Source organism: Mycobacterium celatum (assembly GCF_002101595.1).
In the GTDB taxonomy this organism is placed as follows: Bacteria; Actinomycetota; Actinomycetes; order Mycobacteriales; family Mycobacteriaceae; genus Mycobacterium; species Mycobacterium celatum.
The window spans coordinates 65,989-88,654 of the sequence record NZ_LQOM01000022.1 but is presented as its reverse complement, the minus strand read 5'-3'; the positions used below and the strand labels follow the sequence as shown (position 1 = coordinate 88,654).

The window sequence follows — 22,666 nt, the reverse complement described above, 5'->3', positions numbered from 1 at the left end:
AAAATGAGCCGCGCCGATCGGATCCGCGCCGAGCGCGGTCGTCGCCGTCGGCGTGTCGTCAGTGCGCTCGCCACCGCCGTGCTCGTCGTGGTGGTCGTCGCTGCCGTGTTCGTCGGCTCCAAGCTGTGGCACATGTTCGGCTCGCAGAACGACTACCGCGGCAGCGGCAAACAGGACGTCGTGATCCAGATCCACGCCGGCGACTCGACCACTGCGATCGGCGAGACCCTGCACGACCGCGGCGTGGTCCGCACGGTCCGGGCGTTTGTCGACGCGGCGCACGGCAACGCCGCGATCTCGTCGATCCAGCCCGGCTACTACCGGATGCGCACCGAAATCCCGGCGTCGTCGGCCGTCGCGCGACTCGCCGACCCCAACAGCCGGGTGGGCAAGCTGGTGATCCCCGAGGGCCGCCAGCTTGACGACACCACCGACGTGAAGACCAACGCCGTCACGCCCGGCATCTTCACCCTGATCTCCCGGGCCACGTGCGTGGACCTCGACGGCGACAAGCACTGCGTTCCGGTCAACGATCTGCGCGGCGCCGCCGCCAGTACACCGCCGGCCCTGCTGGCGGTGCCCGGATGGGCCGTCGACCCGGTGAACCGGATGGGCAGCGACCATCGCCGGATCGAGGGCCTGATAGCGCCGGGGACGTTCAACGTGAACCCGTCGGCCTCGCCGCAGAAGATCCTCTCGACGCTGATCAGCTCCAGCGCGGTGGACTATGTGAAGTCGGGTTTGGTCGACACCGCCAAGGCGATGAACATGTCGTCGTACGACGTGCTGGTGGTGGCGTCGCTGGTGCAGCGCGAAGCCAAGCCGCAGGACTTCCCGAAGGTCGCCCAAGTCATCTACAACCGGCTGGCCGAGCACCGCACGTTGGAGTTCGACTCGACGGTGAACTATCCGCTGGATCGCCGCGAGGTCGCCACCACCGATGCCGACCGGGCCCAGCCGACGGCGTGGAACACCTACGTGTCCGAGGGGTTGCCGGAAACGCCGATCTGTTCGCCGAGTAGCGATGCGCTGTCCGCCGCCGAGCATCCCGAACCGGGTGACTGGCTGTACTTCGTCACGATCGACGCGCAGGGGACGACGCTGTTCACCCGCGACTACCAGCAGCATCTGGCCAACATCGAGCTGGCCCAACACAACGGTGTCCTCGACAGCGCCCGCTAGACGGGCGGGCGTGCTCGGCAAGCCGATTGCGCATTCACGTTCCCCACAACTGCACCTGGTGGCCTATCGCGCGCTGGGCCTGGAGGACTGGACCTACGAGCGCATCGAGTGCGACGCCGACGAACTGCCTGGTGTGGTTCGTGGGTTCGGTCCGGAGTGGGTCGGCGTCTCGGTGACGATGCCGGGCAAGTTCGCCGCGCTTCGGGTCGCCGACGAGCGCACGGCGCGCGCGGAACTGGTCGGCTCGGCCAACACGCTGGTGCGGACGCCGCGTGGCTGGCGCGCCGACAACACCGACATCGACGGCGTGACGGGAGCGCTCGGCGCGGCGTCGGGGCAGGCGGTTGTCGCGGGCTCAGGCGGCACCGCACCGGCGGTGGTGGTGGCCTTGGCCGAACTGGGTGTCAGCGGCATCACCGTCGTCGCGCGCAATCCCGACAAGGCCGCCCGGCTGATGCAGCTGGGCGCGAAGGTCGGGGTGCCGACCCGGTTCCGCGAGCTGGGCGCGCCGCTTGACGAGGCGACGGTGTTGGTCAGCACGCTGCCGGCCGACGTCGCGGCACGCTATGCGCAGAGCCTGGCGCGGGTCCCGGTGCTCTTGGACGCGATCTACGACCCGTGGCCGACACCGCTGGCCGAGGCGGTGATCGCGACGGGCGGACGGGTGATCGGCGGGCTGCAGATGCTGCTGCACCAGGCGTTCGCGCAGGTGGAACTGTTCACAGGCCGGCCCGCGCCCCGAGCGGCAATGGCGGCTGCCCTCGGCTAGCCTGCCGCGCATGCTGGCGGGGGCGGTGCTGCTGTGGATGGCGGCGCTTGGCTGCTACGACATCGCGCGGCGACGGCTGCCCAACTGGCTCACTGTGCCCGGGGGCGCCGGGATCCTGCTGGCCGCGACGCTGGGCGGGCGCGGCGTGCCGGCGCTGGGCGGGGCGCTCGCGTTGGCGGCGGTGTATCTCACGGTGCATCTGGTGTCGCCGACGGCGATGGGAGCCGGCGACGTGAAGCTGGCGCTCGGACTGGGCGCATTGACCGGCTGGTTCGGTGTCGATGTGTGGGTGCTGGCGGCGCTCGGAGCGCCGCTGCTGACGGCGCTGGTCGCGCTGGCTTTGGGTGCGCGCAGTGTGCCGCACGGCCCGTCGATGTGCCTGGCCACCGGGATGGCGGTCGGGTTGGCAGTTCTGTAGTCCACCGGCTCGCCGAACGTGCGCTGACGGTGAATTTCGCGGCGGTTCTCCGCCGTGGGTACACGTTGGGCGTGGGCTGATGTGCGGCATGGGAAGATGGGACACGTGTTGCGTTGGACCACTGCCGGTGAATCCCACGGCCGCGCGCTGGTGGCCGTGCTGGAAGGCATGGTCGCCGGGGTGAGCGTCACCTCCGAGGACATCGCCGCCCAGCTGGCCCGCCGCCGGCTCGGCTACGGCCGCGGCGCCCGGATGAAATTCGAGCGCGACCAGGTGACCGTGCTGGCCGGGGTGCGGCACGGCAGCACGTTGGGCGGCCCGATCGCCGTCGAGATCGCCAATACCGAATGGCCGAAGTGGGAAGACGTGATGGCCCCCGACCCGGTCGACCCCGCGGTGCTCAGCGAGGTCGCGCGCAACGCGCCGCTGACCCGGCCGCGGCCCGGCCACGCCGACTACGCCGGCATGCTCAAGTACGGCTTCGACGACGCCCGCCCGGTGCTGGAGCGGGCCAGCGCCCGCGAGACCGCGGCCCGCGTCGCGGCCGGCACCGTCGCGCGGCAGTTCCTCAAGCAGGCGCTCGGCGTCGAAGTGCTCTCCCACGTCGTCTCGATCGGCGCATCCCATCCCTACGACGGCCCGCCGCCACAACCCGACGACCTGCCCGCGATCGACGCCAGCCCGGTGCGTGCGTTTGCCGAAGAGGCTGAAAAATCCATGATCGCCGAGATCGAGGCCGCCAAGAAGGACGGCGACACGCTCGGCGGCGTCGTCGAGGTGGTCGCCTACGGCTTGCCCGTCGGCGTCGGGTCGTTCACCAGCGGCGACAACCGGCTCGACAGCCAACTGGCCGCGGCTGTGATGGGCATCCAGGCGATCAAAGGCGTGGAGATTGGCGACGGCTTCGAGACCGCGCGGCGCCGCGGCAGCCGCGCCCACGACGAGATGTACCCCGGGCCGGACGGTGTCGTCCGCTCGACCAACCGGGCCGGCGGTCTGGAGGGCGGGATGACCAACGGCCAACCCTTGAGGGTGCGCGCCGCGATGAAGCCGATCTCCACGGTGCCGCGGGCGCTGGCGACCGTCGATATGGCCACCGGCGACGAGGCCGTCGCCATCCACCAGCGCTCGGACGTGTGCGCGGTGCCGGCCGCCGGGGTGGTGGTCGAAACCATGGTGGCCCTGGTGCTGGCCCGCGCGGTGCTGGAGAAGTTCGGCGGCGACTCGCTGGCCGAAACCCGCCGCAACGCCGAGGGCTACCTCCGTTCGGTCGCCGAACGCGAACCCGCCACCGAAGTCCGGGCGTCCGGCTAATGGCGCCGAAGGCGGTGCTGGTGGGCTTGCCCGGGTCGGGCAAGTCCACGATCGGCCGGCGGCTTGCCAAGGCGCTCGGTGTCGAGCTGCTCGACACCGACGCCGCGATCGAAGCGCAGACCGGCCGCAGCATCGCCGACATCTTCGCCACCGACGGCGAGAAGGAATTCCGTCGCATCGAGGAACAGGTGGTGCGCCGGGCGCTGGCCGAGCACGACGGCGTCCTGTCGCTCGGCGGCGGCGCCGTCACCACCCCCGGCGTCCGCGCAGCGCTGGACGGCCACACCGTGATCTTCCTGGAGATCACCGCCGCCGAAGGGGTGCGGCGCACCGGCGGCAACACGACCCGCCCGCTGCTGGCCGGCTCCGACCGCGCCGAGAAGTTCCGGGCGCTGATGTCGCAGCGGGTACCGCTGTACCGCCGGGTCGCCACCCTCCGGGTGAACACCAACCGCCGTAACCCCGGCGCCGTCGTGCGCTACATCGTGTCGCGGCTGGAGAATCGCGACAAGACCCGGCGGTGCGGGCGCCGCCGCCTCGACGCCGAACCCGGGCCGCCGCCCACCCCGGTCACTCCGGCCACCCTGGCGGCCGCCCGCCGCGCCGAGGCGGGCAAATGAGCGGCGCACCGGTCACCGTGCAGGTGGCCGTCGACCCGGCCTACCCGGTGGTGATCGGCACCGGTCTGCTGGGGGAGCTCCAAGAGCTGCTCGCCGGCCGGCACCGCGTCGCGATCCTGCACCAGCCGGTGCTATCGGCCACCGCTGAGGCAATCCGGAAGAGCCTGGCGGACAAAGGCATTGACGCACACCGCATCGAAATCCCGGACGCCGAAGCGGGCAAAGACCTGCCGGTGGTGGGATTCATCTGGGAAGTGTTGGGCCGCATCGGCATTGGCCGTAAGGACGCTCTGGTCAGCCTGGGCGGGGGCGCGGCCACCGACGTCGCCGGGTTTGCCGCCGCCACTTGGCTGCGCGGCGTCGACATCGTGCACGTGCCCACCACGCTGCTCGGCATGGTCGACGCCGCGATCGGCGGCAAGACCGGGATCAACACCGACGCCGGCAAGAACCTGGTCGGCGCGTTCCACCAGCCGGCCGCCGTGCTGGTCGACCTGGCGACGCTGGAGACGTTGCCGCGCAACGAGATTGTCGCGGGGATGGCCGAAGTCGTGAAGGCTGGCTTCATTGCCGATCCGGTGATCCTCGATCTGATCGACGCCGACCCGCAGGCCGCCCTGGACCCGGCCGGCGAGGTGCTGCCGGAGCTGATCCGGCGTGCGGTCGCGGTCAAGGCGGAGGTTGTCGCGGCCGACGAGAAGGAATCGCAGCTTCGCGAAATCCTCAACTACGGGCACACTTTGGGCCATGCCATCGAGCGCCGGGAACGCTACCGGTGGCGCCACGGCGCGGCGGTGTCGGTGGGTCTGGTGTTCGCTGCCGAGTTGGGCCGGCTGGCGGGACGGCTCGACGACGGCACCGCCGCGCGGCACCGCAGCATCCTGACCTCGCTGGGGTTGCCGGTCAGCTACGACGCCGACGCGCTGCCGGAGTTGCTGGAATACATGGCCGGCGACAAGAAAACTCGTTCAGGGGTACTGCGATTCGTCGTTCTCGACGGGCTGGCCAAACCCGGCCGGCTCGAGGGTCCGGACCCGGCGCTACTGGCCGCCGCCTACGCGGAGGTCGGTGCATGACACAAGTCAACGTCATCAACGGACCCAACCTCGGCCGGCTGGGCCGGCGGGAGCCCGACGTCTACGGCGACACCAGCCACGACGACCTGGTCGCCATGATCGAGCGGGAGGCTACCGAACTCGGCCTGAAAGTTGTTGTGCGGCAAAGCGACAGCGAAGCCCAATTGCTGGAGTGGATCCATTCGGCGGCCGATGCGCAACAGCCGGTGATTCTCAACGCCGGGGGGCTGACGCACACGTCGGTCGCGTTACGCGACGCCTGCACCGAGCTGCGGGCACCGCTGATCGAGGTGCACATCTCCAACGTGTATGCCCGCGAAGAGTTTCGGCGCCATTCCTATCTGAGCCCGATAGCGACGGGGGTCATCGTCGGTCTGGGCGTGCAGGGCTACCTGCTGGCGCTGAAGTATCTGTCCAGCGTCTACCGCTGATCTTCGGGCTTGGCCTTCTCGGTTTGAGCCTCGGCTTCGGCCGGCTTCGCCTCGGTGGGCGCTTCGACGTCGGACAGCTTGATTTCCTCGGTCGGCGACTCGCTGTAGGCCGGCTGCGGCGCCGTGGTCGCTTCCCGTTCGGCCGTGGCCACCGAGGACGCCTGCTGCTGGTGCATCGCACCGCCCTGGGTGGCGGTGTCGTCAGGCCGTACCGCGGCGAACACGTCGGTGTCCACGCGGTCCTCCTCACCGCCGCCGCGGGGCTGCGGCGCGTAGTTGCCCTTGCGGTCGATGAGCCAGCGGCCCAGCGTCGCCCCGCCGATTCCGCCCAGGAACACCAGCAGGGCGGTGAACGCGGCGAACGTGGTGAGCTCGTTGATCAGACCACCGGCGTACAGGCCCTTGTAGAGCAGCGAGATCAGCCAGGCCACCGCGCCGCTGACGATGCCGGCCACCAGGCCGGCCAGCAGCCACACCATGGCCAGGTCACCGCGACGGTCCGGGTCGGGCTGCACCCACGCGTCGGCGCGGCCGTCTCGTATGCCCCACACCACGATCCCGATGATGAACAGGATGAGCAGCACAATGCTGATCAATGCGGCCTGGGTTTGAAAAGCGTTGATCAACGTCCCCTGGAACAGGCGGACGACGACCATCGCGGCGGCATAGACCAGACCGCGCAGCATCCAGTTACTCATGGGGCCACAGCGTAGACGAGTACCGTCGTCGGGCGTGACACATTCCCAGCGTCGGCACAATCTGTGTTCGCGGATCGGCGCCGCCGGGCTGGACGCGATGCTGGTGACCGACCTGGTCAACGTCCGTTACCTGTCCGGTTTTACCGGCTCGAACGCCGCCTTGCTCGTCTTCGCCGACGACCGGCCGCCGGTGCTGGCCACCGATGGCCGCTATCGCACTCAAGCCGCCGAACAGGCACCCGACCTGGAGGTGGTCATCGAGCGGGCCTGCGGCCGCCACCTGGCCGGGCGCGCCGCGGCCGCCGGCGTGCAGCGGCTGGGCTTCGAAAGCCACGTCGTCACCGTCGACGGCTTCGACGTCCTGGCCGACGAGGCGGGCGGCGCCGAACTGGTCCGCGCGCCACGCACGGTCGAGGCGCTGCGCGAGGTCAAGGACGCCGGCGAGGTGGCGCTGCTGCGCCTGGCGTGCGAGGCCGCCGACGCGGCGCTGACCGACCTAGTCGAGCGAGGCGGGCTGCGGCCGGGCCGGACCGAACGCGAGGTGGGCCGCGAGCTGGAGGCCCTGATGCTCGACCACGGCGCCGACGGGCCGTCGTTCGAGACAATCGTTGCCGCCGGAGCCAATTCGGCGATCCCGCATCACCGGCCCACCGGCGCGGTGCTGGCCGCCGGCGACTTCGTCAAGATCGACTTCGGCGCACTGGTGGCCGGCTATCACTCCGACATGACCCGCACCTTCGTGCTGGGCAAGGCCGCAGACTGGCAGCGCGACATCTACCGACTGGTCGCCGAGGCGCAGCGCGTCGGCCGGGAAGCGCTCCGGGTGGGCGCCGAGCTGGCCGAGGTGGACGGCGCGGCGCGGCGGGTGATCGCCGACGCCGGCCACGGCGACCATTTCGGGCATGGCCTGGGCCATGGGGTGGGCCTGCAGATCCACGAAGCGCCGGGGATCAGCGCCAGCGCCGCCGGTACACTACGTGCGGGCTCCGTGGTGACGGTGGAGCCCGGTGTCTATGTGCCCGACCGTGGCGGCGTCCGCATCGAGGACACGTTGGTCGTGGGAACGCAGGGCCCCGAATTACTTACCCGGTTCCCCAAGGAACTGGCCATCCTCTAGGAGACGTAGAAGACCGTGGCAACTACTGCCGACTTCAAGAACGGCCTGGTGCTGGCGATCGACGGCCAGCTGTGGCAAATCGTCGAGTTTCAGCACGTCAAACCCGGCAAGGGCCCGGCGTTCGTGCGCACCAAGCTCAAGAACGTGCTCTCCGGCAAGGTGGTGGACAAGACCTACAACGCCGGGGTGAAGGTGGAGACGGCCACCGTGGACCGCCGCGACACCACCTACCTGTACCGCGACGGCTCGGACTTCGTGTTCATGGACAGCGAGGACTACGAGCAGCATCACCTGCCGGAGTCGCTGGTCGGCGACGCGGCCAAGTTCCTGCTCGAGGGCATGCCGGTGCAGGTGGCCTTCCACAACGGCTCGCCGCTGTACATCGAGCTGCCGGTGACCGTCGAGTTGGAGGTCACCCACACCGAGCCCGGTTTACAGGGCGACAGGTCCAGCGCGGGCACCAAGCCGGCGACGCTTCAGACCGGCGCGCAGATCAACGTCCCGTTGTTCATCAACACGGGCGACAAGTTGAAGGTCGACTCCCGCGACGGCAGCTACCTGGGCCGTGCTTGACGATGCCTGAGGCCAAGCCGGCGAGGCCTGCGAGGGCTGTTAAAGGGCGGCATCAGGCCCGCAAGCGCGCCGTCGACTTGCTGTTCGAGGCCGAGGCGCGCGGCTTGACCCCTGTCGAGGCGGCCGAGGCCCGCGCCGCTTTGGCGGAGGCGAAACCGGATGTGGCGCCGCTGCATCCCTACACCGAGACCGTGGCGCGTGGCGTGGCCGCGCACAGCGCTCATATAGACGACCTGATCTCGTCGCACCTGCAGGGCTGGACGCTGGAACGGCTCCCGGCGGTGGACCGGGCGATCCTGCGGGTTGCGGTGTGGGAGTTGTTGCACGCCAAGGACGTGCCGGAGCCGGTTGCCGTCGACGAGGCGGTGGAGCTGGCCAAGGAGCTGTCCACCGACGATTCGCCGGGCTTCGTCAACGGGGTGCTGGGCCAAGTGATGTTGGTGACGCCGCAGATCCGGGCCGCTGCCCAAGCGGTCCAGAACCGCGAGTCATGACCCGGCTGGAGCTGCGGGTCGTCATCGCCGGCGTGCTGGCGGCGACCGTCGTGCTGGGCGCGGTGGTGTGCGCCGCGTACGGGCAGGCCGCGATCGCGGCGGCGCTGGCGATCTACGCGCTGGGTGTGGGGGCCTGGCTCTATCACTGCATCGAGCGCTACGTGGTGGCGCGGCGCATCAGCACGGTTCGTTCGGTGGCCCGGCCTTTCGCGCCGCTGCTTCCGGTGATGGCCGCGATCATGGGGCTGACCCAGGCCGTGGTCCGATCGCTGTCCGACGTCACCGAGGTCGGGTCGCGGCGCTGGGATCTGCCGGTGCGCCGGTGGATGGCGATCAACCGGGCCAGGCCGTCAGGCGACGACGACCTCGACGGCTGAAACCACCCCCACGCCGTTCGACGGAGGGACACACTGGCGACATGGACCGTGACGGCAGGCGCCCGAGACGGCTTCGTGTTTCCGCGCTGGCGGCGGTAGCCAACCCGTCGTATTCGCGGCTGGATACCTGGAATCTGCTCGACGACGCCTGCCATCAGCTCACCGTCGTCAACCGGGCGGGGCTGGACACGACACACGAGGTGGCCCGGGTCAAGCGCCTGCTCAAGCGGCTCGCGGCCTACGAACGCTATTGGCTGTACCCGGGTGCGGAGAACCTGGAGGCATTCCGCAGCTATCTCGACAACCTTGCCACGGTGAGCCTTGCCGACGAGGTGTCGCTGGCGGTGCGGCTGCTCTCCGAATACGGCGACCGGGCGGCGCTGTTCGACACGTCCGGGTCGCTGGCCGACCAGGAGCTGGTGGCGCGGGCCAAGGAACAACAGTTCTACACCGTGCTGCTTGCCGACGACTCCCCGACGACGGCCCCGGAAAGCCTGGCCGAATGCCTGCGCGCGCTTCGCGACCCGTCCGACGACGTGCAGATCGAACTGCTGGTGGTGACCAGCGTCGAGGACGCGATCACCGCCGTCGCCCTCAACGGTGAAATCCAGGCGGCGATCATCCGCCACGACCTGCCGCTGCGGTCCCGCGACCGGGTGCCGTTGATGACCACACTGCTCGGCGCCAACGACGACGTGGTGGCCACCGACCGCACCCACGACTGGGTCGAGTGCGGCGAGTGGATCCGTGAACTGCGGCCGCACATCGACCTGTATCTGCTCACCGACGAGTCGATCGCCGCCGAGACCGAGGATGAGCCCAACGTCTACGACCGCACGTTCTACCGGCTCAACGACGTCACCGACTTGTACAGCACGGTGCTTGCCGGCATCCGGAACCGGTTCGCCACACCGTTTTTCGACGCGCTGCGGGCTTACGCCGCCGCACCGGTCGGCCAGTTCCACGCCCTGCCCGTCGCGCGCGGCGCCAGCATCTTCAACTCCAAGTCGCTGCACGACATGGGCGAGTTCTACGGCCGCAACATCTTCATGGCCGAGACGTCGTCGACGTCGGGCGGGCTGGACTCGCTGCTGGACCCGCACGGCGCCATCCGGGCGGCGATGGACAAGGCCGCGGTGACCTGGAACGCCAATTCGACCTACTTCGTCACCAACGGCACGTCGACCGCCAACAAGATCGTCGTGCAGGCACTTACCCGGCCCGGCGACATCGTGCTCATCGACCGCAACTGCCACAAGTCGCATCACTACGGCCTGGTGCTGGCCGGTGCCTACCCGCTGTATCTGGACGCATATCCGTTGCAGCCGTTCGCGATCTACGGCGCGGTCTCGCTGGAGACAATCAAACAGGCACTGCTCGACCTCGAGGCCGTCGGACAGCTGGACCGGGTGCGCATGTTGCTGCTGACCAACTGCACGTTCGACGGCGTCGTCTACAACCCGCGGCGCGTGATGGAGGAGGTGCTGGCGATCAAGCCGGACATCTGCTTTTTGTGGGACGAGGCGTGGTACGCGTTCGCCACCGCGGTGCCGTGGGCACGACAGCGGACCGCGATGGTCGCCGCCGAGCAACTCGAATCGATGCTGTCGTCTCCGGCCTACGCCGAGGAGTACCGCAAGTGGACTGCGTCGATGGAAGGGGTCGAGCGCGCGGAGTGGGTCAACCACCGGCTGCTGCCGGACCCCCATCGCGCTCGGATCCGGGTCTACGCAACACATTCCACGCACAAGTCGCTATCTGCGCTTCGACAGGCGTCGATGATCCACATCCGCGACCAGGATTTCGCGGCGCAGAGCCGCGACGCGTTCGCCGAGGCGTTTCTGACCCACACCTCCACGTCGCCCAATCAGCAGCTGCTCGCGTCGCTGGACCTGGCGCGCCGGCAGGTCGACATCGAGGGCTTCGAGATGGTCCGCTACGTCTACGACATGGCACTGGTGTTTCGTCACCGGGTCCGCAAAGACCGGTTGATCGGCAAGTGGTTTCGCATCCTCGACGAATCCGACCTGGTGCCCGACGAGTTCCGGCTGTCGAAAGTCAGCTCCTACCGCCAGGTTCGCCAGGGCGCGCTGGCCGAGTGGAACGAAGCGTGGCGTTCGGATCAGTTCGTGCTGGACCCCACCCGCGTCACCCTGTTCATCGGGAAGACCGGCATGAACGGTTACGAGTTCCGCGAGAAAATCCTGATGAACCGGTTCGGCATCCAGATCAATAAGACGTCGATCAACAGCGTGCTGCTGATCTTCACGATCGGCGTCACCTGGTCGAGTGTGCACTACCTGCTCGACGCGCTGCGCCGGGTGGCCGCCGATTTCGAGCGAACCCAATCCGCGGCGGGCAAGGAAGATCGCACGCTGCACGAGCGCCGGGTCGAGGAGATCACCGAGGATCTGCCGGCGCTGCCCGATTTCAGCGAATTCGACAGCGCATTCCGTCCCGAGGGAACCTGCTCGTTCGGCGACATGCGGTCGGCGTTCTACGCCGGATACGAGGATTCCGACCGCGAACACGTCCAGCTCGGCGCCGCCGGGAGGCGGCTTGTGGAGGGAAAGCCGTTGGTGTCCACCACTTTTGTGGTGCCCTACCCGCCGGGCTTTCCGGTGCTGGTTCCGGGCCAGGTGATCTCCAAGGACATCCTGTATTTCCTCGCCGAGATCGACGTGAAGGAGATCCACGGCTACAACCCGGAGCTTGGGCTGTCGGTCTTCACCGAGGCAGCACTGCAGCGGATGGCCACCACCAGGCGCGCCGTCGCCGAGGCAAGCGGAAACGGCAGGGCCTCGGAGGTCGCGGTGGCCTCCACCCGTGCCGTCCTCGGCTAGCCCCCTTTTTTGCCGTCAGCGTGCGTGTCGCCGGTCGACACGCCGGCAATTGTCGCGGGATCACGCACGCTCGCCGCGCAGAGAGTTCGACTCATCGGGAGTCGAAAGCCTGACTACCGGGGTGAGGTGGCGCAATCGCCGGCTGATCCCGAGTTTCGGCTGGTAGTACCGCAGTACCGGGCGGCGCAATGCATCCGGTCGCCTCGCCGCGGCCATTTCGGCCGGCCAGGACACCTGCGGTGCGCCGATAGCGTGACGGCGTGGCCTTAGCCGTACCGCTGCCGATCCGCCGGCCCCGCGCCGACCGCGCGCGCCAGGTCGCCGACGTGCTGCGCCATCAGATCCACAGCGGCGCCTACGATGACGGGCTGCCCACCGAGCAGCAGCTGGCGAGCGAGTTCTTCGTCTCCCGCAACACGATTCGCGATGCGCTTGCCGTCCTGAAGAACGAGGGGCTGATCGATCGCGGGCCGCGCGTCGGAACCCATGTGGCGCAACGCAAATACGACCACGGTCTCGACACGCTCTTGGGTCTGAAGGAAACCTTCAAAGGTTACGGCGACGTCCGCAACGAGGTGCGTGCGGCAATAACGATCGCCGCCCCGCCGTCGGTGGCACAGCGGCTGCAACTGGCGCCGGGCCAGCAGGTGGTGTTCATCGAACGGCTGCGTTACCTCGGCGGGCTGCCGCTGAGCCTGGACCTGACCTACCTCGCGCCTGACGTCGGCGCCGAGATCCTGGCCCAGCCGCTGGAGACCAACGACGTGTTCGAGCTCATCGAGCAAGTCAGCGGGCATCGGCTCGGCTCGGCGGGCCTGGCGCTGGAGGCCATTCCCGCCGACCCCCATTCCGCGGCGGCGCTGCAGGTGCCTGACGGTGCGGCGCTGCTCATGCTGGAACGGCTCACCAGTCTCGACGACGGCAGACCCGTTGACCTGGAATATATCCGGATGCGCGGTGATCGAATCACCATGCGCGGCAGCCTCGTTAGGAGTTCGACGTGACACTGGTCAATCAGCGCGCCGACGTCCCGGTGACCATCGACGAGTCGCTGTGTATCGACGGCTGCACGCTGTGCGTCGACATCTGCCCGCTGGACTCGCTGGCCATCAACCCCGAGACCGGGAAGGCCTTCATGCACGTCGACGAATGCTGGTACTGCGGCCCGTGCGCGGCCCGCTGCCCGACAGGCGCGGTGACCGTCAACATGCCCTACTTGATCCGCTAGGACAATTCATGAGAAGAACCGCCACCTTGCTGGCGGCGCTGACGCTGGTTGCCGCCGGTTGCACGCTGAACTCCACCGATGCCGTCAACGTCGTCGTCGGCTATCAGTCCAAGACCATCAACACGGTGACCGCAGGCACGCTGTTGCGCGCCCAGGGTTATCTGGAGCGCCGACTCGACGACATCACCAAACGCACCGGCACGAAATACCGTGTCACGTGGCAGGACTACGACACCGGTGCGCCGATCACCGCCCAGATGGTCGCCGAGAAGATCGACATCGGCTCGATGGGCGACTACCCGATGCTGATCAACGGCTCCAAAACGCTGGCCAACGAGCGCGCCCGCACCGAAATCGTCTCGGTAACCGGCTACCAGCCCAAGGGCGCACTGAACATGGTGGTGGTGACGCCGGCGTCGACGGCCGGGGCGATCACCGACCTGTCCGGGAAGAAGGTCTCCGCCAGCATCGGATCGGCCGGTCACGGCACCCTGGTGCGGGCGTTGTCGAATGCCGGGATCAACCCGGCCACTGGCGTCGAGGTGTTCAACCAGCAGCCGCAGGTCGGTGCCTCGGCGCTGGAATCCGGTCAGGTGCAAGCACTCTCGCAGTTCGTGGCCTGGCCCGGTCTGCTGGTCTACCAGGGCAAGGCCAAGCTGCTCTACGACGGCGCCGAGCTGAACTACCCGACGCTGCACGGCGTCGTGGTGCGCCGGGCTTACGCAGCCGCCCACCCGGAGGTGCTCGACGCCTTCCTGCAGGCGCAGCTCGACGCCACCGACTTCATCAACACCAAACCGCTGGACGCGGCGCGCATCGTCGCCGAGGGCAGCGGACTGCCGCCAGAAGTCGTCTACCTCTACAACGGCCCCGGCGGCACATCGTTCGACACCACGCTCAAGGCGCCGCTGGTCGACGCGCTGAAAGGCGATGTGCCGTACCTGAAGTCGATCGGCGACTTCGCGGACCTCGACGTCGGCGGCTTTGTGCAGGACGCGCCGCTGCGGGCGGCGTTCGCCACCCGAAAGCTCGACTACGGCAAGGCAGTCAACCAAATCGACCACCCGTCGCTGACCGGCGGCGAGCTGTGGCTGGACGGATCGGACACCACCCAATCGCTTGCCGACCCGACGGCCCTACTCAAAGCCGTGCGGGACGCCACCGCTCACGGCGGGCACGTGCGCGCGGCCTACGTGCACGACGCCGGACTGGGCACCCGCTGGTTCGCCGACAAATCAGTATGGGTCCGCGACGGCCAGAACTACCTGCCGTTCGACACCACGGCTGGCGCGCACCGCTACGTCGCCGCGCACCCGGGCAGCGTCGCCGTCGACTATCAGCAAGCCCTGGCGGGTGCGGCGTGACCGCCGTCGAGATCAGTGCCCCGGCGGCGATCACGCCCGTCACCGTCCTGCCGCGCCGAGGCCCCTCGCCGTGGCGGTCGCGCCTGCTGCGGACCGCGTCGGTGGCCGCCGCGATCGGGTTATGGCAGCTGCTCACCGCCGGCAAGGCTCGGCTGTGGCTGCGGTTCGACACGCTTCCCACCGTCACCGAGATCGTCGCCGCCCTGACCCGCCGGCTGGCCACCGACGAGTACTGGCTTGACTTGGGGCAGTCGCTGATTCGCATCCTCACCGGCTTCGGGCTGGCCGCGGGGGCCGGTGTGGCGACCGGCATTCTCTTGGGGCGGTCCCGGATGTTCGCCGACGTGTTCGGCCCGCTGACCGAGTTGACCCGGCCGGTCCCGGCGATTGCCGTGGTTCCGGTCGCGATCCTGCTGTTTCCCACCGACGAGGCGGGGATCGTGTTCATCACTTTCCTGGCGGCCTACTTCCCGATCATGGTCAGCACCCGGCATGCGGTCCGGGCATTGCTCACGCTGTGGGAGGACTCCGTGCGCACCCTGGGCGGCGGCCGGTGGGACGTGCTGATCCGGGTGGTGCTGCCCGGCATCCTGCCCGGCGTGTTCGGCGGCCTGTCGGTGGGCATGGGCGTGGCCTGGATCTGCGTGATCTCCGCCGAGATGATCTCCGGCCGCCTCGGTGTCGGGTATCGCACCTGGCAGTCCTACACGGTGCTGGCCTATCCCGACGTGTTCGTCGGCATCATCACGATCGGGGTGCTTGGATTCGCCACCTCGGCGGCCGTCGAACTGGTCGGCCGCCGGGTGACCAGGTGGCTGCCGCGCGGTGAGGAGAACGCCCGATGACCGGTATGAGCCTTGAATTGGATCGAATTCGATTGTCCTACAACGGAACACCGGTCATTGAAGACCTCAGCCTGACTGTGCGGCCGGGGGAGATCTTGGTGCTGACCGGACCGTCGGGCTGCGGCAAGACCACGGTGTTGCGCGCACTGGCCGGGCTGCTGAGGCCCGAGGCCGGCCGGGTGCTGGCCGACGGCGCCGAGGTCACCGCCACCTCCGGCGAACGCGGGGTGGTGTTCCAGGACAACGCGCTGTTGCCGTGGCGCAGCGTGCGCTCCAACATCGAACTGGCGCTGAAGCTGCGTGGCGAGCCGCGGGCCACCCGGCGCGCCCAGGCCGACCGGTGGATCGCCGAGCTCGGACTGACCGGCTTCGGCGACTACCTGCCCAAGAATCTGTCGGGCGGGATGCGACAGCGTGTTCAGCTGGCTCGCGGCCTGGCCGGCGCGCCTCGGGCGGTGATGATGGACGAGCCGTTCGGCGCGCTGGACACCCAGACCCGCGCCGCCATGCAGCGGCTGCTGCTCGACGCCTGGCGCACGCACCCGACGACGATCGTGTTCGTCACCCACGACGTCGACGAAGCGCTGACGCTCGGCGATCGGGTCGCGGTGCTGGGCCGGGCCGGGCAACCCCTGCGCGCGCTCGTCGACGTGCCCAGTCCACGGCACGCTGCCGAGCAGCCCGCGCTGCGGACGGAAATCATTGCCGCACTGGAGTATTCGGTAGCGGCATGACAGAAATCCCCGACCCTGCAGCACCCACCAGGCTGGACTGCGACGTGCTGGTCATCGGCGGCGGCACCGCCGGCACCATGGCCGCGCTCACCGCCGCAGCCGAGCACGGCGCGAACGTGCTGCTGCTGGAGAAGGCGCACGTGCGCCACTCCGGCGCGCTCGCAATGGGCATGGACGGCGTCAACAACGCCGTCATCCCCGGCAAGGCCGAACCCGAGGACTACGTCGCCGAGATCACCCGCGCCAACGACGGAATCGTCAACCAGCGCACCATCTATCAGACAGCCACCCGCGGGTTCGCGATGGTGCAGCGGCTCGAGCGCTACGGGGTCAAGTTCGAGAAGGACGAGCACGGCGAATACGCGGTACGACGGGTACACCGCTCCGGCTCCTACGTGCTGCCGATGCCCGAGGGCAAGGACGTCAAGAAGGCGCTGTACCGGGTGCTGCGGCAGCGCTCGATGCGCGAGAAGATCCGAATCGAGAACCGGCTGATGCCGGTGCGGGTGCTGGTCCAGGACGGCCGCGCGGTGGGAGCAGCCGCATTGCACACGCGCACAGGCGAATTCGTCGCCGTCGGCGCCAAGGCGGTGATATTGGCGACGGGGGCGTGCGGCCGGCTCGGCCTGCCCGCCTCGGGATACCTGTACGGCACGTATGAGAACCCGACCAATGCCGGCGACGGATACTCGATGGCCTACCACGCCGGAGCGGAGCTCTCGGGCATCGAGTGTTTCCAGGTCAACCCGCTGATCAAGGACTACAACGGACCGGCGTGCGCCTACGTGGCCAACCCGTTCGGCGGGTATCAGGTGAACGCGCTGGGGGAGCGGTTCGTCGACTCCGACTACTGGTCGGGTCAGATGATGGCCGAGGTGCGCAGCGAGATCGAATCCGCGCGCGGGCCGATTTATCTGAAGGTGTCGCATCTGCCGGACGAGACGCTGACCGCGCTGGAGAACATCCTGCACACCACCGAACGGCCCACCCGCGGCACCTTCCACGCCAACCGCGGGCATGACTACCGCACCCACGACGTCGAGATGCACATTTCCGAAATCGGTTTGTGCTCGGGGCATTCCGCGTCAGGAGTATGGGTCGACGAGCATGCACGCACCACGGTGCCGGGCCTGTACGCCGCGGGGGACCTGGCCTGTGTGCCGCACAACTACATGATCGGGGCTTTCGTCTTCGGTGACCTGGCCGGCGCACACGCGGCGTCCACGTTGGACGACATTGCTGCACCGCAACAGCTTCCGGAGGAGCAACTGCGCGAGGCCCACGAGCTGATCTATCGTCCGCTGCGCCATCCGGACGGACCGCCGCAACCGCAGGTGGAGTACAAGCTGCGGCGGTTCGTCAACGACTATGTGGCACCGCCCAAGACGGCGGCGAAACTGTCGATCGCGGTGCGGACCTTCGAGCGCATGCGTGACGAGATCGCCGAGATGGGTGCCCGTACGCCGCATGAGCTGATGCGCGCGGTGGAGGTGTCGTTCATCCGGGACTGCGCCGAGCTGGCCGCCCGCTCGTCGCTGACTCGCACCGAGTCGCGGTGGGGCCTCTACCACCAGCGCTCCGACCTGCCGGCACGCGACGATCAGCACTGGGGTTATCACCTCAACGTGCACAAGGGCGCCGACGGGTCGATGCAGTTCATCAAGCGCCCGGTGGCGCCCTATTTCATCGCGGTGCCCGGACTGGATGTCGTGCCGCCCGTCGATCAAACCGCATACGCGGTGGAGCAGCCACCGTCGGTCGGCGGTCAGGCGCCCGACACCACCCGCTCACGGATCAGCGTCGCAGCGCCCACCGAACCGCCGTCGCCGCGGATCGCCGCAGTGCTAGCGCTCGAGGAACCGACCGTCGCGAACCTGGCTGATTTTCTTGCCGATTCGGACGCCGGAGTGCGGCGCACGGCGGTGAGCGTGCTGACCGAAAACACACCCGATGGCTACGCCGCGGCGCTGCTGGCTGCGCTCGACGACCCCGACCCGGGCGTGCGCCGGGTCGCCGCCGACGGTGTGCGCGAACTGGTCGAGGTGCTGCCGCAACCCGAAGCCGGACGCGGGTATCTGGCGTCGGCCGATCCGCTGGTTCGGGCCGTGGCCGTCTACTTGCTGGCCGCGCGCCGCGCCGGCGAGGTCGGGCAGTACCGGCGGGCACTCGACGACGCCGATCACCGGGTGCGGATCGAGGCGGTACGCGCGCTGGTGTCCGTCGACGACGCGGACGGAGTCGCCGTCGCCGCCGGTGACGACAACCGGGAGGTCCGCATCGCGGCGGCCAACGGCCTGGCCACGCTGCGCGCGGGCGCGGTCACCGTCCGCGCGTTGATCGCCGACCCGGATCCGCTGGTGCGCGCGGCCGCACTGGCGGCGCTCGGCGAACTGGGTTGCGGCGCCGACGATGTGGCCGCCGTCGAGCAGGCGCTGCGGGCGCCGGCCTGGCAGGTGCGCGAAGGCGCCGCGAAAGCGCTGGCGGGCGCCGCGGCAGAAGTCGCGGTTCCCCGGCTCACCCAGACGCTGACCGACGAGCACCTCGACGTGCGGAAGGCGGCGGTACTGAGCCTGACCCGGTGGGCCGAGGCGAACGTCGCCGCGCGGGATGCGCTGGGCAGCGCGCTCAAAGACGACGATGCCGACGTTCGGGCCTACGCTCGCCGCGCGTTGGCCGCCTCATCTTCCGCCGTATGATCCGCCGTATGACATTCGCGTCAAATTAGTGCAATCAGGGGCCGCAGAAATCACTACGCTTAATCAACGTGGTGACATCGGCTGGCTCGTCCAATTCGCGGCTGTCCGTGGATGACTGGGTGCAGGAAGGCTTCCGGGTGCTCGCGGAGGATGGCCTCAAGGGGCTGACCCTGGACCGGCTGTGCCGGCGGCTTGGCGTGACCAAGGGCAGCTTCTACTGGCACTTCAGCGACATGAAGGCCTACCGCAAAGCGTTGGTCGACACCTGGGCGGCGGTCCGCGACGAGGACCGCTGGTACTTCGACGACCTGGCCGGCGACCCGCCCCGGCAGCGACTATCCCGGATGATGACGGCGCTGGTCGGCCCCCGGCACTGGATGCTGGAGCGTGCCATGCGGGAATGGGCGCGCTCGGAGGAGGCGGTGGCCAAGGCGGTACGCGCATCCGATGAGCGGGTGGTCGACGCCGTCCGGCAGGCGTTCCTCGACGAGGGCTTCGACCCCGAAGAGGCAGACATGCGCGCCAACGCGACGTTCGCGGCCGGCATCGGGTTCTTGCACCTGTCCGGGTCGCGGCCGAGTCCCCGGGCGGCTGGCCGTCGCGAAGATTTCATCGAAGTGATGCTGCGGCACTGACGGCCGAGCGGCCGTTGACACCGCGCTGACAGCGCCGAAACTGCGTACAGTGTGCAATTTTTCGCGCGTTTACGCCGTGACCGCAGTCTCGGTCCCTCGCGTACCATACCAAAAGGTATGGTACGGTCCTGGCCATGGTTACCGCAGACTTTGTCGCCAGCCTGGCGCAACGGGCGGGCGACGCGGAAAAGCTGCGACGCCTGCCGCAGGCCACCGTCGACGAGTACCGCCAATCGGGGCTGGCGCGACTGCTGATGCCGGCGCGCTACGGCGGGCGGCAGGCGGAGTTTCCCGAAATCTTCGGCGTGGTGCGGCAAATGGCGCACGGATGTGCTTCCAGCGCCTGGACGCTGGGCTTCTACACCCTGCACAACTGGATGCTCGCGTTGCTGAGCGAGCAGGCACAGGACGAGGTGTTCGCCGACGGTCCGGTGCTGTGCCCGGCGCCGCTGGCGCCGACCGGGCGAGGGGTGCCGGTCGACGGCGGCATCCGGCTGAGCGGGCGGTGGTCCTGGGCCACCGGCGTGATGGACGCCGACTGGGTGCTGGTCGGCGCGATCTGCGACCCCGAGGGCAGCCCGTATCCGGCGCTGGTGCTGTTGCCGGTGTCCGACGTCCGGGTCGAGGATGTCTGGCATGTCGCCGGGATGTGCGCCACCGGCTCCAACGACGTCGTCGTCGAGGACGTGTGGGTGCCCGGCCACCGGTTGGTCCAGGTGATCGACATCTACAGCGGGACCACGCCGGGCGCCGCGCTGCACGACGCCCCGGTGTACCGCTGGCCGATGGTGCCGGCACTGGCGTTGACCGCTGCGATGCCGGCGCTGGGCTCGGCCGAATTGGTCGCCGACACCTACGCTCGTCGGCTCGGCGAGCGGGTGCTGGCGTATTCCGGTGTGGCGCAAAAGGATCAGCCGGCCGCGCAGATACGGCTGGGCGAGGCACGGGTGCGACTGCGCGCCCTGCACGCCTTGCTCGACGACACCGCAAACCGGATCCAGTCCGCAGTGCGCGCCGGTCAGCGGGTCAGCCGCGCGGCCCGCGCCGACGCGCGGGCCGCTGCCGCGCACATCGTGCACGAGTCCCGGTCGGTGATCGCCGACCTGCTGGAGGCATCCGGGGCGAGCGCGCAGTTCCTGGACAACCCGTTACAGCGCGCCAAGCGGGATGTCGACGTGATCTCCGGGCACGTGGTGTTCGACTACGACGTCAGCCGCGAACTCGCCGGCGCGCTGGAGGTCGGCGCCAAAGTCTCGCCGATCGCGATGATCTAGGTTCGGCGAGCAGACGCAAAAGCCCCCAAAACCAAGGGTTTTCGGAGACTTTTGCGTCTGGTGTGTCCCGCACGTAGAAGGGAGTGTCGATGTAGGTAGCTCCCTGGATGCGGTGCTGTGCAGGAGATGAAGGATTGTTGGCCCTTCGGAGTCGCCCTGCGGGGGGAGGCTTCAAACCGCCACATGCTGCGGGAGTGGTAACGCGACCGTGGTGAGCGATGTGGAAAAGGCGCGCGTGATGTGTCAGGTGGGGATCGGGAAGGCGAGCGCAAGCGAATCGCTGTTGACGTGTCGAAACAAAATCAGGTGACATCAAAACCGGGGTGTCAGACGGATCCCGGGATGAGTCTGGCGGGTGCCCGTTGATTGGCCAGGTGGTGTCCGGCAGGGAGGCGACGCGAGCCCGGTCTGCGGCTTTTGCATGGAACGGGAGAAGGTCGAATCCGACACCGCCCATTGCGGTTGAGGGTGGGCGAGAGGGAGTAGCCCGCGCCTGAGCGTGGGTGTGAGTACCGTGGCGGGTTCGGCTGGCGGACTGGCTCGTAGTAGTGGTGAAGCTCCTGTAATGGGGGTGGAGCGAAGGGGCTGGGTCATGTGTGGCTGTGTTGGTGGGATCAACCGGACCTGTTGGGGTTCGGGAGGAGTCGCATGGGCGAGTTGAAGTCGCCGGGCAAGCCGTTCGAGATTTCGAAGTGGGCGGTTCGGGAGGCCTGGGAGAAGGTCAAGGCGAACAAGGGCGCGCCGGGCGTGGATGGAGTGTCGATCGAGGAGTTCGAGGCCGACCTGCACAACAATCCGTACAAGGTGTGGAATCGGATGTCGTCGGGCTCCTACTTTCCGCCTCCGGTGCGTGCGGTGGAGATACCCAAGCCGCATGGGGGAGGGACCAGGATGCTGGGGTTGCCCACGGTGGCTGACCGGGTGGCGCAAGCGGTGGTGGCCGAGGAGCTGAAAGCGAAGGTCGAGGCGATCTTTCACGACGACTCCTATGGTTACTGGCCGGGCCGTTCGGCGGTCGATGCGGTAGGCGTGTGCCGGCAGCGCTGCTGGAAGACCGACTGGGTGATCGATTTGGACATCCAGAAGTTCTTTGACAGCGTGTCGTGGGATCTCATGCTCAAAGCGGTGCAAGCCAACACCGATTTGCCGTGGGTGGCGCTGTATGTGCGCCGGTGGCTGCACGCGCCGGTGCAGTTGCCCGACGGCGCCCTGCAGCGGGACCGGGGCACCCCGCAGGGGTCGCCGGTCTCGCCCGTGCTGGCAAACCTGTTCCTGCATTACGCGTTTGATATGTGGATGGCCCGGGAGTTCCCGACCGTGCGGTTCGAACGCTATGTCGATGACGCGGTCGTGCACTGCGTCACCGAGCGCCAAGCCCACCAAGTGTTGGCCGCGCTGCAAGACAGGATGGTCGAAGTCGGGTTGCGGTTGCAGCCCGACAAGACCCGGATCGTGTACTGCAAGGACGACAAACGGCGCGGAGACTATGCGCACACGTCGTTTACGTTTCTGGGCTTCACGTTCCGCCCGCGCGAAGCGCGGACTAAAAACGGGCGCATGTTCGTCTCGTTTACCCCCGCGATCAGCAGGGCCGCCTTGAACAAGATCGGTGCAAAGGTGCGGTCGTAGCGGCTGCACCATCGCACCGGTCAATCCTTCGGTGAGCTTGCACGATGGATCAACCCCATCGTGCGGGGCTGGATGAACTACTACGGGGCCTTCTACCGATCGGCACTGTATCCCCTCCTGACACGCATCAACGCCTACCTGATGCGGTGGGTCCGCAAGAAATACCGGCGGTTTCGGGCCCGCGGGGCCTTCCAACAGGCGTGGCGGCGGGTCACCACCCAGCACCCGCGGTTCTTCGCCCACTGGGCATGGGCCACCGCTGTCCCGAAAGTCTGGTGATCAAGGTGACAAGAGCCGTATGAACCGAGAGGCTCACGTACGGATCTGTGGGAGCCGGAGGGTGAAATCC

Annotated in this window: 23 protein-coding genes; 22 read left to right on the top strand and 1 reads right to left on the bottom strand. The window is 68.5% G+C overall.

Translation table 11 applies throughout. The annotated features are described in order from the left end of the window. Positions 1 to 3: 3 nt before the first annotated feature. From AWB95_RS23645 to aroQ, 7 genes are all read left to right on the top strand, one after another. Positions 4 to 1,182 carry an endolytic transglycosylase MltG gene (locus AWB95_RS23645; protein ID WP_085167896.1) on the top strand — a complete coding sequence of 393 codons (1,179 nt, stop codon included), beginning with the start codon at positions 4 to 6 and terminating at the stop codon, positions 1,180 to 1,182. Next, on the top strand, positions 1,160 to 1,951 hold the full coding sequence (locus AWB95_RS07390; protein ID WP_238600940.1) for a shikimate dehydrogenase: 792 nt from the start codon (positions 1,160 to 1,162) through the stop codon (positions 1,949 to 1,951). Before AWB95_RS23645 ends, AWB95_RS07390 begins: the two co-directional genes overlap by 23 nt. Before the next feature lie 10 nt (positions 1,952 to 1,961). Then, on the top strand, positions 1,962 to 2,369 hold the full coding sequence (locus AWB95_RS07385; RefSeq protein ID WP_085167892.1) for a prepilin peptidase: 408 nt from the start codon (positions 1,962 to 1,964) through the stop codon (positions 2,367 to 2,369). Positions 2,370 to 2,474: 105 nt separating this feature from the next. Beyond that, positions 2,475 to 3,683, top strand: coding sequence for a chorismate synthase (gene aroC / locus AWB95_RS07380; protein ID WP_085167950.1), 1,209 nt, complete (start codon positions 2,475 to 2,477; stop codon positions 3,681 to 3,683). Next, a complete protein-coding gene (locus AWB95_RS07375; RefSeq protein ID WP_085167891.1) occupies positions 3,683 to 4,303 on the top strand; it encodes a shikimate kinase in 621 nt (206 codons plus the stop codon). Before aroC ends, AWB95_RS07375 begins: the two co-directional genes overlap by 1 nt. Continuing rightward, a complete protein-coding gene (aroB, locus tag AWB95_RS07370; RefSeq protein WP_062541646.1) occupies positions 4,300 to 5,379 on the top strand; it encodes a 3-dehydroquinate synthase in 1,080 nt (359 codons plus the stop codon). The genes AWB95_RS07375 and aroB overlap by 4 nt, the downstream gene beginning before the upstream one ends. Next, the gene (gene aroQ / locus AWB95_RS07365) at positions 5,376 to 5,810 is read left to right on the top strand and encodes a type II 3-dehydroquinate dehydratase (RefSeq protein ID WP_062541645.1); all 435 of its coding nucleotides are present in this window, start codon (positions 5,376 to 5,378) and stop codon (positions 5,808 to 5,810) included. Before aroB ends, aroQ begins: the two co-directional genes overlap by 4 nt. On the opposite strand, the gene AWB95_RS07360 is transcribed toward aroQ, so the two are convergent. Beyond that, positions 5,801 to 6,508 carry a B-4DMT family transporter gene (locus AWB95_RS07360; RefSeq protein WP_084707401.1) on the bottom strand — a complete coding sequence of 236 codons (708 nt, stop codon included), beginning with the start codon at positions 6,506 to 6,508 and terminating at the stop codon, positions 5,801 to 5,803. The two genes, aroQ and AWB95_RS07360, sit on opposite strands and share 10 nt — an antisense overlap. Positions 6,509 to 6,542: 34 nt before the next feature. On the opposite strand from AWB95_RS07360, the gene AWB95_RS07355 reads away from it, so the two are divergent. The 15 genes from AWB95_RS07355 (at position 6,543) to AWB95_RS23640 (ending at position 22,596) form a co-directional block, all read left to right on the top strand. Next, positions 6,543 to 7,625 carry a M24 family metallopeptidase gene (locus tag AWB95_RS07355; RefSeq protein ID WP_085167890.1) on the top strand — a complete coding sequence of 361 codons (1,083 nt, stop codon included), beginning with the start codon at positions 6,543 to 6,545 and terminating at the stop codon, positions 7,623 to 7,625. A gap of 15 nt (positions 7,626 to 7,640) precedes the next feature. Beyond that, entirely contained in the window at positions 7,641 to 8,198 is a 558-nt protein-coding gene (gene efp, locus AWB95_RS07350; protein WP_062541128.1) for an elongation factor P, read from the top strand. Between the two features lie 2 nt (positions 8,199 to 8,200). Further along, positions 8,201 to 8,692: a transcription antitermination factor NusB gene (gene nusB / locus AWB95_RS07345; protein ID WP_062541127.1), complete on the top strand. Its 492-nt coding sequence runs from the start codon at positions 8,201 to 8,203 to the stop codon at positions 8,690 to 8,692. Then, on the top strand, positions 8,689 to 9,069 hold the full coding sequence (locus AWB95_RS07340) for a hypothetical protein (protein ID WP_062541126.1): 381 nt from the start codon (positions 8,689 to 8,691) through the stop codon (positions 9,067 to 9,069). Before nusB ends, AWB95_RS07340 begins: the two co-directional genes overlap by 4 nt. A 41-nt stretch (positions 9,070 to 9,110) precedes the next feature. Beyond that, positions 9,111 to 11,912 carry an aminotransferase class I/II-fold pyridoxal phosphate-dependent enzyme gene (locus AWB95_RS07335; RefSeq protein WP_062541125.1) on the top strand — a complete coding sequence of 934 codons (2,802 nt, stop codon included), beginning with the start codon at positions 9,111 to 9,113 and terminating at the stop codon, positions 11,910 to 11,912. A 260-nt stretch (positions 11,913 to 12,172) separates the two neighbouring features. Beyond that, positions 12,173 to 12,916, top strand: coding sequence for a GntR family transcriptional regulator (locus AWB95_RS07330; RefSeq protein ID WP_062541124.1), 744 nt, complete (start codon positions 12,173 to 12,175; stop codon positions 12,914 to 12,916). After that, positions 12,913 to 13,140, top strand: a complete 228-nt coding sequence (locus AWB95_RS07325) for a 4Fe-4S dicluster domain-containing protein (RefSeq protein ID WP_062541123.1) — start codon at positions 12,913 to 12,915, stop codon at positions 13,138 to 13,140. Before AWB95_RS07330 ends, AWB95_RS07325 begins: the two co-directional genes overlap by 4 nt. A gap of 8 nt (positions 13,141 to 13,148) precedes the next feature. Continuing rightward, positions 13,149 to 14,504 carry an ABC transporter substrate-binding protein gene (locus tag AWB95_RS07320; RefSeq protein WP_062541122.1) on the top strand — a complete coding sequence of 452 codons (1,356 nt, stop codon included), beginning with the start codon at positions 13,149 to 13,151 and terminating at the stop codon, positions 14,502 to 14,504. Then, complete coding sequence (locus tag AWB95_RS07315) at positions 14,501 to 15,349, top strand: ABC transporter permease (RefSeq protein ID WP_169714644.1); 849 nt, start codon at positions 14,501 to 14,503, stop codon at positions 15,347 to 15,349. The genes AWB95_RS07320 and AWB95_RS07315 overlap by 4 nt, the downstream gene beginning before the upstream one ends. Continuing rightward, entirely contained in the window at positions 15,346 to 16,083 is a 738-nt protein-coding gene (locus AWB95_RS07310) for an ABC transporter ATP-binding protein (RefSeq protein WP_062541816.1), read from the top strand. Before AWB95_RS07315 ends, AWB95_RS07310 begins: the two co-directional genes overlap by 4 nt. Next, positions 16,080 to 18,779 carry a fumarate reductase/succinate dehydrogenase flavoprotein subunit gene (locus tag AWB95_RS07305; RefSeq protein ID WP_085167888.1) on the top strand — a complete coding sequence of 900 codons (2,700 nt, stop codon included), beginning with the start codon at positions 16,080 to 16,082 and terminating at the stop codon, positions 18,777 to 18,779. The genes AWB95_RS07310 and AWB95_RS07305 overlap by 4 nt, the downstream gene beginning before the upstream one ends. Before the next feature lie 68 nt (positions 18,780 to 18,847). After that, a complete protein-coding gene (locus AWB95_RS07300) occupies positions 18,848 to 19,414 on the top strand; it encodes a TetR/AcrR family transcriptional regulator (RefSeq protein WP_373280790.1) in 567 nt (188 codons plus the stop codon). Between the two features lie 134 nt (positions 19,415 to 19,548). Next, positions 19,549 to 20,688: an acyl-CoA dehydrogenase family protein gene (locus AWB95_RS07295; RefSeq protein WP_085167886.1), complete on the top strand. Its 1,140-nt coding sequence runs from the start codon at positions 19,549 to 19,551 to the stop codon at positions 20,686 to 20,688. A gap of 648 nt (positions 20,689 to 21,336) precedes the next feature. After that, positions 21,337 to 22,317, top strand: coding sequence for a group II intron reverse transcriptase/maturase (ltrA, locus tag AWB95_RS07290; protein WP_238600941.1), 981 nt, complete (start codon positions 21,337 to 21,339; stop codon positions 22,315 to 22,317). 3 nt (positions 22,318 to 22,320) lie between these two features. Beyond that, the gene (locus tag AWB95_RS23640) at positions 22,321 to 22,596 is read left to right on the top strand and encodes a group II intron maturase-specific domain-containing protein (RefSeq protein ID WP_274520129.1); all 276 of its coding nucleotides are present in this window, start codon (positions 22,321 to 22,323) and stop codon (positions 22,594 to 22,596) included. Positions 22,597 to 22,666: the final 70 nt, after the last annotated feature.

What these genes read in the sequence shown, in the direction of transcription:
- AWB95_RS23645 (WP_085167896.1), top strand. Translation starts at nt 4, where the DNA reads ATGAGCCGCGCCGATCGGATCCGCGCCGAGCGCGGTCGTCGCCGTCGG.
- AWB95_RS07385 (WP_085167892.1), top strand. Translation starts at nt 1,962, where the DNA reads ATGCTGGCGGGGGCGGTGCTGCTGTGGATGGCGGCGCTTGGCTGCTAC.
- AWB95_RS07375 (WP_085167891.1), top strand. Translation starts at nt 3,683, where the DNA reads ATGGCGCCGAAGGCGGTGCTGGTGGGCTTGCCCGGGTCGGGCAAGTCC.
- aroB (WP_062541646.1), top strand. Translation starts at nt 4,300, where the DNA reads ATGAGCGGCGCACCGGTCACCGTGCAGGTGGCCGTCGACCCGGCCTAC.
- aroQ (WP_062541645.1), top strand. Translation starts at nt 5,376, where the DNA reads ATGACACAAGTCAACGTCATCAACGGACCCAACCTCGGCCGGCTGGGC.
- AWB95_RS07360 (WP_084707401.1), bottom strand. Translation starts at nt 6,508, where the DNA reads ATGAGTAACTGGATGCTGCGCGGTCTGGTCTATGCCGCCGCGATGGTC.
- nusB (WP_062541127.1), top strand. Translation starts at nt 8,201, where the DNA reads ATGCCTGAGGCCAAGCCGGCGAGGCCTGCGAGGGCTGTTAAAGGGCGG.
- AWB95_RS07340 (WP_062541126.1), top strand. Translation starts at nt 8,689, where the DNA reads ATGACCCGGCTGGAGCTGCGGGTCGTCATCGCCGGCGTGCTGGCGGCG.
- AWB95_RS07335 (WP_062541125.1), top strand. Translation starts at nt 9,111, where the DNA reads ATGGACCGTGACGGCAGGCGCCCGAGACGGCTTCGTGTTTCCGCGCTG.
- AWB95_RS07320 (WP_062541122.1), top strand. Translation starts at nt 13,149, where the DNA reads ATGAGAAGAACCGCCACCTTGCTGGCGGCGCTGACGCTGGTTGCCGCC.
- AWB95_RS07310 (WP_062541816.1), top strand. Translation starts at nt 15,346, where the DNA reads ATGACCGGTATGAGCCTTGAATTGGATCGAATTCGATTGTCCTACAAC.
- AWB95_RS07305 (WP_085167888.1), top strand. Translation starts at nt 16,080, where the DNA reads ATGACAGAAATCCCCGACCCTGCAGCACCCACCAGGCTGGACTGCGAC.
- AWB95_RS07295 (WP_085167886.1), top strand. Translation starts at nt 19,549, where the DNA reads ATGGTTACCGCAGACTTTGTCGCCAGCCTGGCGCAACGGGCGGGCGAC.
- ltrA (WP_238600941.1), top strand. Translation starts at nt 21,337, where the DNA reads ATGGGCGAGTTGAAGTCGCCGGGCAAGCCGTTCGAGATTTCGAAGTGG.